Annotated in this window: 14 protein-coding genes; 12 read left to right on the top strand and 2 right to left on the bottom strand. The window is 60.2% G+C overall.

Annotated elements, in window-relative coordinates:
- Positions 1–90 precede the first annotated feature (90 nt).
- The 12 genes from secY to PQU92_RS03370 all read left to right on the top strand — a co-directional run bounded on the left by secY (position 91) and on the right by PQU92_RS03370 (position 11,495).
- Positions 91–1,443: a preprotein translocase subunit SecY gene (gene secY / locus PQU92_RS03425; protein WP_272746814.1), complete on the top strand. Its 1,353-nt coding sequence runs from the start codon at positions 91–93 to the stop codon at positions 1,441–1,443.
- Positions 1,440–2,012, top strand: coding sequence for an adenylate kinase (locus PQU92_RS03420; protein WP_272746813.1), 573 nt, complete (start codon positions 1,440–1,442; stop codon positions 2,010–2,012). The genes secY and PQU92_RS03420 overlap by 4 nt, the downstream gene beginning before the upstream one ends.
- A gap of 399 nt (positions 2,013–2,411) precedes the next feature.
- A complete protein-coding gene (rpsM, locus tag PQU92_RS03415; RefSeq protein WP_272746812.1) occupies positions 2,412–2,780 on the top strand; it encodes a 30S ribosomal protein S13 in 369 nt (122 codons plus the stop codon).
- 15 nt (positions 2,781–2,795) lie between these two features.
- Positions 2,796–3,185: a 30S ribosomal protein S11 gene (gene rpsK, locus PQU92_RS03410; protein WP_013478481.1), complete on the top strand. Its 390-nt coding sequence runs from the start codon at positions 2,796–2,798 to the stop codon at positions 3,183–3,185.
- A 72-nt stretch (positions 3,186–3,257) separates the two neighbouring features.
- Entirely contained in the window at positions 3,258–4,274 is a 1,017-nt protein-coding gene (locus PQU92_RS03405) for a DNA-directed RNA polymerase subunit alpha (RefSeq protein ID WP_023463837.1), read from the top strand.
- Positions 4,275–4,510: 236 nt separating this feature from the next.
- Positions 4,511–4,930 (top strand): 50S ribosomal protein L17, encoded by a 420-nt coding sequence (gene rplQ, locus PQU92_RS03400; protein WP_023463836.1) that lies wholly within the window; start codon positions 4,511–4,513, stop codon positions 4,928–4,930.
- Between the two features lie 206 nt (positions 4,931–5,136).
- Positions 5,137–5,292, top strand: coding sequence for a hypothetical protein (locus PQU92_RS03395; protein WP_272746811.1), 156 nt, complete (start codon positions 5,137–5,139; stop codon positions 5,290–5,292).
- 138 nt (positions 5,293–5,430) lie between these two features.
- Positions 5,431–6,666, top strand: coding sequence for an alkaline phosphatase family protein (locus PQU92_RS03390; RefSeq protein ID WP_272746810.1), 1,236 nt, complete (start codon positions 5,431–5,433; stop codon positions 6,664–6,666).
- Between the two features lie 61 nt (positions 6,667–6,727).
- Positions 6,728–7,987 carry a TCR/Tet family MFS transporter gene (locus tag PQU92_RS03385; RefSeq protein ID WP_272746809.1) on the top strand — a complete coding sequence of 420 codons (1,260 nt, stop codon included), beginning with the start codon at positions 6,728–6,730 and terminating at the stop codon, positions 7,985–7,987.
- A 7-nt stretch (positions 7,988–7,994) separates the two neighbouring features.
- Positions 7,995–9,269 carry an MFS transporter gene (locus tag PQU92_RS03380; protein WP_272746808.1) on the top strand — a complete coding sequence of 425 codons (1,275 nt, stop codon included), beginning with the start codon at positions 7,995–7,997 and terminating at the stop codon, positions 9,267–9,269.
- A gap of 9 nt (positions 9,270–9,278) precedes the next feature.
- The gene (locus PQU92_RS03375; RefSeq protein WP_272746807.1) at positions 9,279–10,004 is read left to right on the top strand and encodes a hypothetical protein; all 726 of its coding nucleotides are present in this window, start codon (positions 9,279–9,281) and stop codon (positions 10,002–10,004) included.
- A 78-nt stretch (positions 10,005–10,082) separates the two neighbouring features.
- Positions 10,083–11,495 carry a Do family serine endopeptidase gene (locus PQU92_RS03370; RefSeq protein WP_272746806.1) on the top strand — a complete coding sequence of 471 codons (1,413 nt, stop codon included), beginning with the start codon at positions 10,083–10,085 and terminating at the stop codon, positions 11,493–11,495.
- Between the two features lie 120 nt (positions 11,496–11,615).
- Here the strand turns inward: PQU92_RS03370 and PQU92_RS03365 are convergent, their stop codons facing one another.
- Positions 11,616–12,065: a DUF1003 domain-containing protein gene (locus tag PQU92_RS03365; protein ID WP_272746805.1), complete on the bottom strand. Its 450-nt coding sequence runs from the start codon at positions 12,063–12,065 to the stop codon at positions 11,616–11,618.
- A complete protein-coding gene (locus PQU92_RS03360) occupies positions 12,062–12,625 on the bottom strand; it encodes a demethoxyubiquinone hydroxylase family protein (RefSeq protein WP_272746804.1) in 564 nt (187 codons plus the stop codon). Before PQU92_RS03360 ends, PQU92_RS03365 begins: the two co-directional genes overlap by 4 nt.
- Positions 12,626–12,633: the final 8 nt, after the last annotated feature.

Raw genomic sequence — 12,633 nt, 5'->3', positions numbered from 1 at the left:
CGCTTTGACAATGGGATGCGGGGCCCGTAAGGGTGGTACACGAAGGGCTGGAATCGCCAAACGCGCGTCCGCCCATGACTTGAGGTTTTTATGGCATCTGCGGCTGAACAATTAGCGGCCAATATGAATTTCGGTTCCTTCGCCAAGGCGACCGAGCTTCATAAACGTCTTCTTTTCACCCTTGGGGCTTTGATCGTCTATCGTCTGGGGACCTATATCCCCATTCCGGGCATCGACATCAACGCCTTCGCTCAGTCGTTTTCCGAGCAGTCCAAGGGCATTCTCGGCATGTTCAACATGTTCTCCGGCGGTGCCGTCGAGCGCATGGCGATCTTCGCCCTGAACATCATGCCGTATATCTCGGCCTCCATCATCGTTCAGCTCATGCAGTCGGTCTATCCGCCGTGGGAAAAGCTGAAGAAGGAGGGCGGGGAGGCCGGCCGCAAGCAGCTCAACCAATATACCCGTTACCTCGCGCTGATCCTGGCGCTGGTGCAATCCTTCTCCATCGCCGCAGGGATGCAGGCCAACGGTCTGGCGCTCGATCCCGGTCCGATGTTTATCATTTCCTCGGTTGTCACCCTCACGGGTGGCACCCTGTTCCTGATGTGGCTGGGCGAGCAGATCACCTCGCGCGGGGTCGGCAACGGCACGTCGCTGATCATCTTCGCCGGTATCGTCGCCGTTCTGCCGCGCACCATGGGCAACCTGCTGTCCTTGTCGAAGGAAGGCCAGATTTCGGCGGGCATCCTGTTGTTGCTGGTTCTGGTGCTGGTCGCCACGATCGTTTTCATCGTCTTCATGGAACGCTCGCAGCGCCGTCTGCTGGTGCAGTACCCGAAGCGTCAGGTCGGCAATCGCATCATGGGCGGCGAGTCGTCCTTCATGCCGCTCAAGGTCAATACCGCCGGGGTCATTCCGCCGATCTTCGCCTCGTCGCTCCTGCTGTTGCCGACGACCGCGGCGGCCTTCCTGGCCAAGGATCCGACCAAGGTGCCGGAATGGCTGTCCTGGCTGCCGTCGGTGACCGCCATGCTGAACCACGGGCAACCGCTGTTCATCGCGCTCTATGCCTTCCTGATCATCTTCTTCTGTTTCCTCTACACCTCGCTGGTGTTCAATCCGGACGAGACGGCGGAAAATCTGCGCAAGTACGGAGGCTTCCTGCCGGGTATCCGCCCGGGCAAGCGCACCGCCGAATATCTCGATTTCGTCCTAACGCGCATCACCGTCATCGGCGCCGCCTATATCACCGCGGTTTGCCTGCTGCCGGAAATCCTCAGCTCGAACCTCGGCAACAACTTCTATTTCGGCGGCACCTCGATCCTCATCGTCGTGACCGTGACTATGGACACCGTGGCGCAGATTCAGTCGCATCTTCTGGCGCACCAGTATGACGGCCTGATCAAGAAATCCAAAGCGCGGGGAGGGCGCGGCCGATGAACCTCATTCTTTTCGGACCGCCTGCCGCAGGCAAGGGAACGCAAGCAAAGCGCCTCGTCGTCGCCCACAATCTGGTCCAGCTGTCGACCGGTGACATGCTGCGGGCGGCCATCGCTGCCGGATCGGAACTGGGCCAGAAGGTCAAGTCGATCCTCGATATCGGCGGTCTGGTGTCGGACGACATCGTTATCGACCTGATCAAGGCCAACCTCCCGGCGGCAGAAGCGGCGGGCGGCGCCATTTTCGACGGCTTCCCGCGTACCCTGGCGCAAGCCGAGGCGCTGGATGCCATCCTGATCGAGCGCGACGCGCCGATCGATGTGGTTGTGCGTCTCAAGGTCGATGAAAACGCTCTGATCGAGCGTATCGAAAAGCGTTTTGCCGAACAGGGCCGCTCGGACGACAATCCGGCGACCTACAAGGACCGTCTGGCGACCTATAATGCCCAGACCGCGCCGCTCCTGCCGTACTATGCGGCGCAGGGTAAGCTGGTCGAGGTCGACGGCATGGGGTCGGTCGAGGAGGTCTCGGCGCGCGTCGAAGCCGCTTTGTCGGCCTTGGTTAGTTAAAAGCCTCATGCCCAAAAGTGATTCCCGGTTTTGGGAAACACATGAGGCGCAAACAAAGTTTCGGAAACTTCGGTTTCCACCGATGAGAATCGCCTTAGGGCGGGGCTCATCATCCTTCCGGCGTGAACCGGAATTCTACTCTAAAGCGCTTCGGATGGCCTTCACCTCCTGCCGGAACGCTTTAATCGCTTACTCACCGGGATATGATCGGGATTCACGTTTGAATCTTGACAATATCTCAATCCTACCCATTGACGGGAGCGAAACCCTCTGTATAAGGGGCAGCTTCCGCGAAAGGCGCCCGGTTATCCCACGATCCAAACATGGATTGCATGGGTGGCTGGCGTGTCACCTTTCGCATTTTAACGTGCAAGTCAGACACGTTCAGGAGATTCAGACGTGGCCCGTATCGCAGGCGTCAATATACCGACCAACAAGCGCGTTCTCATCGCGCTCCAATATATCCACGGCATTGGCCAGCAAAAGGCCAAGGAAATCGTGGAAAAGGTGGGCATCGAAGACGCCCGCCGCGTCAACCAGCTCTCGGACGCCGAAGTGCTGCAGATCCGCGAAACCATCGACCGTGACTATCTGGTCGAGGGTGATCTGCGCCGCGAAGTCTCGATGAACATCAAGCGTCTGATGGACCTGGCCTGCTACCGCGGCCTGCGTCACCGTAAGGGCCTGCCGGTCCGCGGTCAGCGCACTCACACCAACGCCCGTACCCGCAAGGGTCCGGCGAAGCCCATCGCCGGCAAGAAGAAGTAAGCGGGATTCTGACCTATGGCTAAAGAACCTTCACGCGTTAAAAAGCGCGAACGCAAGAACATCACCTCGGGTGTGGCTCACGTCAACGCCTCGTTCAACAACACCATGATCACCATCACGGACGCGCAGGGTAATGCGATTTCGTGGTCGTCGGCCGGTCACATGGGCTTCAAGGGTTCGCGCAAGTCGACCCCGTACGCTGCCCAGGTTGCAGCCGAAGACGCCGGCAAGAAGGCGATCGAGCACGGTGTGAAGACGCTGGAAGTCAGCGTCGCCGGTCCGGGTTCGGGCCGTGAATCGGCTCTGCGCGCCCTGCAGGCCGTCGGCTTCACGATCACGACCATCCGTGACGTGACCCCGATCCCGCACAACGGCTGCCGTCCGCCGAAGCGTCGTCGCGTTTAATACCTACTTCTACCCCTTTTCCGTTGCCCCTGGCCGCAAGCCGGGGGCAACCATTCTCGTCTGAGGGACGCAATGATCGAAAGAAACTGGCAGCAGCTTATTCGTCCCGAGAAGCCCCAAATCGAGTCCGGTCAGGATTCCCAGCGCAAGATGCGTCTTGTGGCGGAACCTCTGGAACGCGGCTTTGGCGTGACGCTCGGCAATGCTCTGCGCCGCGTGCTCCTCTCCTCCCTGCAAGGGGCGGCGGTGACGGCGGTCCAAATCGACGGTGTCGTTCACGAATTCTCCTCTATCGAGGGCGTTCGCGAAGACGTGGTCGACATTATCCTCAATATCAAGCAACTGGCGCTCCGCATGCATGCGGAAGGCCCCAAGCGCATGGTTCTGCGCGCCTCGTCGGCCGGTCCTGTGACCGCCGGCATGATCGACGTTCCGTCGGACATCGAAGTGCTGAACCCCGATCACGTGATCTGCACCCTCGATGAAGGTGCGTCGGTGCGCATGGAATTCACCGTTCAGACCGGCAAGGGCTACGTCCCGGCCGACCGTCTGCGCCCGGAAGACGCGCCCATCGGCCTTATCGCCGTCGACGCACTCTATTCGCCGGTCAAGAAGGTCGCCTACAAGGTTGAGCCGACCCGCCAGGGTCAGTCGCTCGACTACGACAAGCTGGTGCTGGAAGTCGAAACCAACGCCGCGGTGACGCCGGTGGACGCCGTGGCCTATGCCGCGCGCATCCTGCAGGACCAGCTCCAGATCTTCATCACCTTCGAAGAGCCGAAGCCGGCTGTCGTCGAAGAGGGTAAGCCTGAGCTGCCGTTCAACCCGGCCCTGCTCAAGAAGGTCGATGAACTGGAACTCAGCGTCCGTTCGGCCAACTGCCTGAAGAACGACAACATCGTCTATATCGGCGACCTGATCCAGAAGACGGAATCGGAAATGCTCCGTACTCCGAACTTTGGCCGCAAGTCGCTGAACGAAATCAAGGAAGTTCTGTCCTCGATGGGTCTGTCGCTCGGCATGGATGTGCCGAACTGGCCGCCCGAAAATGTGGAAGACCTGGCGAAGAAGTTCGAAGATCAGATTTAAGACTTCTGACAAGACTAAAAGAGGCTCGATCCGCAAGGTTCGGGCCTTTGCCTTTTTATGAGAGGGTAATTTGCCCGATCATTTACCGGGAAAGACCAAAACCTTGTCCCGGTAATTTCCATCATGTGATGGACGTTCGAAGCGGGCAGGGGCCGTCGGCCTTTGACCTTTGTCTTCGGGCTCGTTTTTGGGGTCACGCACAGCCCGTGTGCGGCGTGATCTTATGGAGAATTCTCATGCGTCACGGTACCGGTTACCGCAAGCTCGGTCGCACCACCTCGCACCGCATCGCCATGTTCGCCAACATGTCGGCTTCGCTCATCAAGCACGAACAGATCGTCACCACCCTGCCGAAAGCCAAGGAACTGCGTCCCTTCGTCGAAAAGCTGGTCACGCTGGCCAAGTCGGGCACCCTGCACGACCGCCGCATCGCCATCTCGCGCGTCCGCGACGTGCCGCAGGTCGCCAAGCTGTTCGATGTGCTGGCCAAGCGCTACGCCGACCGTAACGGCGGCTATATCCGCATCCTGAAGGCCGGTTTCCGTCACGGCGATAACGCCGCCATGGCTGTCATTGAATTCGTCGATCGTGATGAAACCGCCAAGGGCAAGGATTCGGGCCCGGTCTTCGCGGTCGAAGCCGACGGCGAAGAATAAGAATTACCCCTTCAATGGGTTATTCAATAAGGGCCGTTGACGGATGTCAGCGGCCCTTAGTCTTTTATAAACTTCTGTTAACGCGGCTGTGATCGATTGCGGCGTTTATGTGACTTCGTCCTTTGCGATTTATACCCTATCGTCCCAGTGTGGATTTAGCGCTTTCGCTCGCCACCGGTTTTTCCAAACAGACGAGGAGGTTCACTATGCCGACAGAGACTCTCGCCGACCGTTATGAATATGAGGGTGCCATCAGCACGTCCGAAGCCATGACGGAATACACCCACGCCACTGTTCAGGCGGCGTCCGAGGTGGAACCGTACAGTCAGCCGGTGCTCGACGCCGTGCGCGCCTGCGATTAAACGCAAGGCCTTTACAGCCATTTGAAAGCCTCCGGTGGAAGCCGGGGGCTTTTTCGTTGTCAATGAAACAGTTTCGCTTGTCATCCGTCCGTCGTGCTTCTTAACTAAGCTAAGGGAATTATCGGTAAGGAGTCGCTTATGCGGGCAGCGAAATTGTGGATCAGTGGGCTTTTCCTGCTCCTTCTGTCGGCCTGCGCGACGGTACCCATGGCGGACAGAGGTCCGCCGAACACCTTGATCCTGATTTCCATTGATGGTTGGCGCGCCGACTATATGGACCGCGACCTGACGCCGAACCTCAAATATCTGGCCGATAACGGGGCTACCGGCGCCATGCGCCCCAGCTTCCCCAGCCTGACCTTTCCCAATCACTATACGCTGGTGACAGGGATGCGGCCCGATCACCACGGTATCGTCGGCAATACCATGCGCGATGCGCGAAAACCCGGCGTGACCTTCAAGCTGTCGAATAATGAGGCGGTGACTGACGGCTTCTGGTGGAATGATGCCAAGCCGTTCTGGGTCAGCGCGCGTGAGCAGGGCATGGTCGTCGCTACGATGTTCTGGCCGGGATCGGAAGCCGAAATCCACGGTCTGCGCCCGAGCCTCTATTCCAAGTTCGAGGACCACGTCCCGCCGCTGGACGTGGTGACGCGCGGCATGGCGTGGATGGATGTGCCCGAGGCCGAACGACCGCGCGCCCTGACGCTCTATTTCAGCGATGTCGATCACGCCGGGCACGACTTCGGACCCGACGCGCCGGAAGTGGATACAGCGTTGAAAAGCGTCGATGCGGCGATTGGATATCTGATCGCCGATCTTCAGAAGCGCGGCCTGTGGGGCAAGGTCAATCTGATCATCGTTGGCGATCACGGTATGACTAAGCACCGCCCGGAGACCTTCATCAAGATTGCCGATCTGTTGCCACAGGGCATATACGAACTGGTCCCGTCGGGTCAGATCGCTGGTTTCAACTATGTGAAGGGGCATGAGGCCGAACTGGATGCGATACTGCTCAAGCCCCATGCCCATATGACCTGCTGGCCCAAGGCAAAGATTCCCGCGAAATTCCATTACGGCACGCATGTCCGCGTCCCGGCGATTGTCTGCCTCGCCAACCCAGGCAGTTATATCGTCTCACCGTCGAAAGATAACTGGATGCCGAAACCTCAGGGCGGCAGCCACGGCTACGATCCGTATGAGACGGAAATGGCGACGTGCCTGATCGCTTTCGGGCCGGATATCAGGGCCGGGGTCAGGCTGGACACCTTCGACAATGTGGCGGTCTATCCCCTGGTCATGCATCTGTTGCGTCTGAAAGCGGAGAAAAGCGATGGTCGGATAGCGACGCTGACGCCCGTCCTGAGGCAGTAGCCAAGCCGATCGAATTCCCCTATGAAGGTCGCCCCGATCTACGCAAACGCGAGCCCCCTAAGTGAGCCAAGCCCCGGACCTGTCGCGTCGCCATAAGGCCGCGGTGCCTTTCATCTTTGTCACCGTGTGCCTCGATATCGTGGCGCTGGGCCTGATCATTCCCGTCCTGCCGTCGCTGATCGCCGATTTTGTCGGTGACGTGTCGCGCTCGGGCTACTGGCTGGGCCTGTTCGGTTCGATGTGGGGCCTGATGCAGTTCTTCGCTTCGCCGGTCATCGGGGCGCTGTCGGATCGTTTCGGTCGCCGCCCGGTCGTCCTCCTGTCGAATTTCGGGCTGGGCGCGGACTATCTGCTGATGGCGCTGGCGCCGGGCCTCGGCTGGCTGTTGCTGGGCCGTCTGATCAACGGCATCACCTCGGCCAGTATTTCGACGGCCTATGCCTATATTTCGGATGTCACCGCGCCGGAAAACCGGGCGAAGTATTTCGGTCTGATGGGGGCGGCCTTTGGTGTCGGCTTCGTGCTGGGGCCTTTGCTGGGTGGTGTGCTGGGGGATATCGAGCCGCGTTTGCCCTTCTATGTGGCAGCGGGCCTGAGCCTGCTGAACTTCGTCTATGGTCTCTTCGTCCTGCCGGAGTCGCTCAGCCCCGAAAACCGCAAGCCATTTTCGTTCCGCACCGCGCATCCGTTGGGTGCGGCGAAGTTTCTGATGAAGAATGCCGACCTGATGCGGCTGGCCCTGATCAATCTGACGGTCAATTTCGCCCATAGCGCTCTGCCGACGACCTTCGTGCTTTATGCCGCCCTGCGCTTTAACTGGGGGGCCAAGGAAGTCGGCTGGACTCTGGCCGGGGTGGGCATATGCAGTGCCGTGGTGCAGGCCCTGCTGACCGGTCGCGTGGTCAAGGCCGTCGGTGAGAAGAAGGCCATGCTGCTGGGCCTGACCTTCGGTGTGATCGGCTTTCTGGGCTACGGACTGGCACCGACCTGGCAGGCCTATATCCTGTTCGTGCCGCTGATGAGCCTGTGGGGACTGGCCGGGCCGTCGGTGCAGGCCCTGATGACGTCGAAGGTCGCGCCGCAGGAGCAGGGGACGCTGCAAGGCGCCAATATGAGCCTGATGTCGACCGCCAGCATCTTTGCCCCCATCGTCTTCGGCGCGGTGTTCGCGGTCTCGACCTCGTCGCACCTGCCACTGGCTTTTGCCGGCGCCTGTTTCGTGCTGGCCTCGGCGATCCTGTGCGCGGGCCTGCTGATCGGCACCACGGTCAAGGCGGTGATCCGTCCGGGGTCTGCCGCGCCTTCTGCATCGATGCACTGAGGCTGTCATGGGGGGGGATCATAAGCGCCTGAAACCGGGCGTCCTGTTCATCTTTATCACGGTGTGCCTCGATATGGTGGCGCTGGGGATCGCCATTCCGGTCCTGCCGCACCTCATTCAGGGTTTTGTCGGCACGGTGTCGGCGGCCGGGTGGTGGAGCGGCCTGTTCAACAGCCTGTGGGGCCTGACGCAGTTCGGTTGCTCGCCGATCTTAGGGGCCCTGTCCGATCGCTTCGGGCGGCGACCGATCATCCTTTTGTCCAATCTGGGGCTGGCGCTCGATTATCTGATCATGGCGATTGCGCCCAACCTGTGGTGCCTGCTGATCGGGCGGGTGCTCAATGGCGTGACCTCGTCGTCGATCACCACGGCCTACGCCTATATCAGCGATATTTCCGAACCCGATGAGCGCGCGCAGATGTACGGCTATGTCGGCGCCGCCTTCGGGCTGGGCTTCGTACTGGGGCCGACGCTCGGCGGCTTGCTGGGTGATATCGACCTGCGCCTGCCGTTCTGGGTCGCGGGTCTGCTCAGTCTCGTCAACGCCATCTACGGGGCGCTGGTCCTGCCGGAATCGCTCGACAAGGCCCACCGCAAGCCGTTCAGTCTGAAAGACGCCAATCCCGTCGCCTCTATCCTGTTCCTGTGGCGCGCCAAAAGCGTCATGCGTATGGCTCTTATCAGCATGGTATCGAACTTCGCCCACCACGTCATTCCGGCGACGTTTGTGCTGTACGCCAGCTACCGGCTGGGCTGGGGGCAGCGCGAGGTGGGGCTGGCCATGGCCTATTACGCCGTCTGGGCGATCATCGTGCAGGGGGGGCTGACCGGCATCGTCGTCAGGACCATCGGCGAGAAGGCCACTCTGGTGGTGGGGTTGCTGTGCGGTCTGCTGGGGTTCATCAGTTATGGTTACAACACCAACTGGCACATCTTCCTGTTTTCGATCCCGCTGATGGGGTTCTGGGGCATGACCAATGCGGCCCTGCAATCGCTGATGACGACGCGGGTCAAGGTAGACGAGCAGGGGCTCTTGCAAGGCGCGCTGTCGAGCCTGATGTCGCTGTCGGGCATCATAGCGCCGTTCGTCTTCGGCTATATATTGTCGGTGATGACGCGCCCCGGCGTCGATAGGGTGTGGAGCGGTGCGGCCTTCTTTGCGGCGGCGTTGACCCTGCTGGTGGCGCTGCTGATGGCGCTGGGGGTTAAGGACCGTGCCAAGGGTGAACCCGCGCCGCCAAAAGCGCCGAATATCCACCACGATGGCGAACCGCTGTTTTAAGGAGGGCCGATGCGCCGTATATTTGCACTGCTACTTTTTGTCTTATCTTTGGCACCTACGCTGGCCTTGGCCGAAGATCAGCCAAAGCTATCCCCTAAAAAGGATCGGGCAATCATCGTTTTCGATGTCGCGGATGCCGATTACATAGAGTGGAAGGTGTTGGCACAACGCCTCGAAGACGATCCCGAGTGGGCTGCTATAAAAGCAACCAATCCGGATAAGTTCAAAAAGCGCGTTGATTTTTTTCACTGGCAGTACAATCAGCCCAATTTTTATGCATTGAGCTTCTACGCGGAAGTGGACGGTCGCAAAAAATTTTCGACTATAGATGGAGACGCTTATTTCGACTCTGCAACGGGTCGTCGGTGGCTTACGGGCTATGTGCCCGTCGGCGAGATTACCTTGCAAACCTTTATGGTTCAGGGCGCTTGGCATCTGATACTCGACGCGCAAACTCTGAAACTTCATCTTTCAGAAGGTGAAGTCGTCTATGTCGGCACGCTTATCCCGTCGGCAGACCGAGCGACGGTGTTTCAGGCTGTCAAAGACGGAAAAATGTTGAGGTCGCCGTCCATTCCTCAGGTTCTCAATGGTCAGTCTCTCAAAGGTTTCGTACCGGCAAAAGAAGAAGACGAACGTTTTGCGGCAGCTACGATATTTTTAAAAACATTGCAGCCGGACCTTTCGGTACGACCGGCATCTGTAACGCTTTCCAGCTTTGTATTTAAAAAATGACCTCTTTGAGTGCGCCTTGAAGTCGCCACGATGGTTTTTACATTATAGGCCATGACGACCTTTACAGAGATGGCTTCGATGACGATGAAATCCGCCCTGATGGTATCCGCCTTTGCACTTCTGGCGGCCTGTTCGCCGGGGGAGGGCAAGTCGCAGGATTATCAGGGCTTCCACGAAGCCCCGGCGCCCGCCAATCGCAAGGTGCCGGGCGACGCCGGTACGATGAAGTCATCCTTCGCGCCCGTGGTCAAACAAACAGCCCCCGCCGTGGTCAATGTCTATGCCCAGCGCATCACGCGTCAGCAGGTCGATCCGTTCTGGCAGATGTTCGGCGGCGGTCAGCCTCAGGCGCGCGTCGAGAAATCGCTCGGGTCGGGCGTCATCGTGCGCGGCGACGGCATCATCGTCACCAACAATCACGTCGTGCAGGGCGGGCAGGAGCTGATGGTCGTCCTCAGCGACCGCCGCGAATTCCCGGCCAAGGTCCTGCTGGCGGACGAGCGTACCGATCTGGCCATTCTCAAGCTGGAAGCCAACGGGGAGAAGTTTCCGACGATCAAGGTCGATGACGGGCACGACCTTGAGGTCGGCGATCTGGTGCTGGCCATCGGCAACCCGTTCGGCGTCGGTCAGACCGTGACCAACGGCATCATTTCGGCAGTGGATCGTACGACCGATGCCGAAGGCGCCTTCATCCAGACCGATGCGGCGATCAATCCCGGCAATTCCGGCGGGGCGCTGATCGACATGGATGGCGACCTGATCGGTATCAACTCCTTCATCCTGTCGCGGTCAGGCTCGTCGGCCGGGGTTGGTTTCGCCATTCCGGCGGCCGTGGTGAAGCGGGCAGTCGATACGGCGCTCGGCGGCAAATCGACCCTGGTCCGGCCGTGGCTGGGGGCCAAGGGCGACCCGGTGACCTCCGACATTGCGCGGTCGCTGGGCCTGTCCAAGCCCGACGGCGTCCTGGTCTCCGACGTGTATGCGGGCGGTCCGGCGGATCAGGCGGGCCTGAAGACCGGCGACGTCGTCCTCAGCGTCAATGGCGAGCCGGTCAATGACCCCAAGACGTTGAACTATCGCGTCAGTCTGCTGGGCGTCAACGGCAATGCGGCCTTGAATGTCGTGCGGGCCGGGAAGATACTCAATCTCAATGCCAGGGTCGTGGCCCCGACCGGCGCGCCGAAAGATCAGCGCGCCCTGACCGGTAATTTCCCGCTAACCGGGGCGACCGTGGTCAATTTGTCGCCGGCTGTGGCCGATGAACTGGGCCTCGATCCCTTCGCGGCGTCGAAAGGCGTCATGGTCTACAGCCTGTCGGGCCGGTCCTACGCGGCGGCAGCGGGCTTCCGTCCGGGCGATATCGTCAAGGACGTCAATGGTCAGGCGATCACCTCGACCGCGCAGCTTGAGACGGTGCTTAAATCGGTCAAGGGCCGGTACGTGGTGACGATCAATCGCGGCGGCCAGAACATCACGGCGCAGTTTTAATATAATCCCCTCTCCCTGCGTGCGGGGAGAGGGTTAGGGGGAATGGCCACTTTCCTTGTGTGACTCGCCCCTCATCCGTCGCTTCTCGCCACCTTCTCCCCGTAAACAGGGCGAAGGGAATTAATCCCGCTTCGCCAGTTCTTCGCGTAAGGAACGGTTGTCCTCGATCACGGTTTCCAGCAGGCCGATCAGCCGCGCCACGTCCTGTTCACGCAGCAGGTCCATCTTCTCGTGCAGGCCGCAGATATCCTCCTCGGCCTTGATGTTGACGTGGTAATCGGCCTCGGCCTTTTGCCGGTCGACCTCCGACTGCCGGTTCTGCGACATCATGATGATTGGGGCGGTGAAGGCCGCCTGAAACGACAGAACCAGATTGAGCAGGATAAACGGATACGGGTCCCAGCCCCGAATCCAGGCGATGCTGTTGAGCACGATCCAGCTTAACAGGATCGCCGATTGTACGATCAGGAACGTCCACGAACCGACGACGGCGGCCACCCTGTCGGCCATGCGCGCCCCCAGCGGCACATCGGACGCGAGGTGCGGCGGTTTCGGGACATGGTGGCTCATATCTTTTCGCTGATCCGGATAGCCAGCTTGCAGCCGCCCTTGATCACAGCCGACAACAGGGGATAGAGCGGCGCTTCGTGTGCGCCTTCCTCGATGGCGTGGTCGTGGTGGCGCAGTTCGTCGTCGCGGAACTGCTGAAGCTCGGCGGCCAACTCCGGATCGCGGGCGCGGGTCTCGTCGATCTGGGCCTGATAGTGGTCGGAAATGACGCTTTCGACCGCTTCGGTGCAGGCATGGGCGGCCTTTTCGCCAAGCAGGGCCGTGGTCGCCCCGAGGCCCAGCGCCGCCAGACGCCACACGGGTGTCATCAGGGTCGGGCGTACCTGACGTTCGCGCATCAGTGACTCAAAACGGTCGAGGTGGACCTGCTCTTCGCCTTCCATGCGTTTGAGGTCGTCGCTCAGGGCCTTTTGCGGTGTCGCGCCAAAAACCGCGGCCTGAGCGCGGTAGATATGGACGGCGGCCAGTTCTCCGGCGTGATCGACGCGCAGGATCTCATGCAGCCGCCGTTCGCGCTCGCCCGCGCCGGGCTTAGGGGGAACGGTTCGGAAGGCGCTCATAGACAAGA

Source organism: Asticcacaulis aquaticus, from assembly GCF_028550415.1.
Taxonomy (GTDB): Bacteria; Pseudomonadota; Alphaproteobacteria; order Caulobacterales; family Caulobacteraceae; genus Asticcacaulis; species Asticcacaulis aquaticus.
The sequence above is the reverse complement of the archived record's forward strand: the minus strand, read 5'-3'. Positions and strand labels throughout refer to the sequence as shown.

What these genes read in the sequence shown, in the direction of transcription:
- secY (WP_272746814.1), top strand. Translation starts at nt 91, where the DNA reads ATGGCATCTGCGGCTGAACAATTAGCGGCCAATATGAATTTCGGTTCC.
- rplQ (WP_023463836.1), top strand. Translation starts at nt 4,511, where the DNA reads ATGCGTCACGGTACCGGTTACCGCAAGCTCGGTCGCACCACCTCGCAC.
- PQU92_RS03395 (WP_272746811.1), top strand. Translation starts at nt 5,137, where the DNA reads ATGCCGACAGAGACTCTCGCCGACCGTTATGAATATGAGGGTGCCATC.
- PQU92_RS03405 (WP_023463837.1), top strand. Translation starts at nt 3,258, where the DNA reads ATGATCGAAAGAAACTGGCAGCAGCTTATTCGTCCCGAGAAGCCCCAA.
- PQU92_RS03360 (WP_272746804.1), bottom strand. Translation starts at nt 12,625, where the DNA reads ATGAGCGCCTTCCGAACCGTTCCCCCTAAGCCCGGCGCGGGCGAGCGC.
- PQU92_RS03420 (WP_272746813.1), top strand. Translation starts at nt 1,440, where the DNA reads ATGAACCTCATTCTTTTCGGACCGCCTGCCGCAGGCAAGGGAACGCAA.
- PQU92_RS03370 (WP_272746806.1), top strand. Translation starts at nt 10,083, where the DNA reads ATGACGATGAAATCCGCCCTGATGGTATCCGCCTTTGCACTTCTGGCG.
- PQU92_RS03365 (WP_272746805.1), bottom strand. Translation starts at nt 12,065, where the DNA reads ATGAGCCACCATGTCCCGAAACCGCCGCACCTCGCGTCCGATGTGCCG.
- PQU92_RS03375 (WP_272746807.1), top strand. Translation starts at nt 9,279, where the DNA reads ATGCGCCGTATATTTGCACTGCTACTTTTTGTCTTATCTTTGGCACCT.
- PQU92_RS03380 (WP_272746808.1), top strand. Translation starts at nt 7,995, where the DNA reads ATGGGGGGGGATCATAAGCGCCTGAAACCGGGCGTCCTGTTCATCTTT.
- PQU92_RS03390 (WP_272746810.1), top strand. Translation starts at nt 5,431, where the DNA reads ATGCGGGCAGCGAAATTGTGGATCAGTGGGCTTTTCCTGCTCCTTCTG.
- rpsK (WP_013478481.1), top strand. Translation starts at nt 2,796, where the DNA reads ATGGCTAAAGAACCTTCACGCGTTAAAAAGCGCGAACGCAAGAACATC.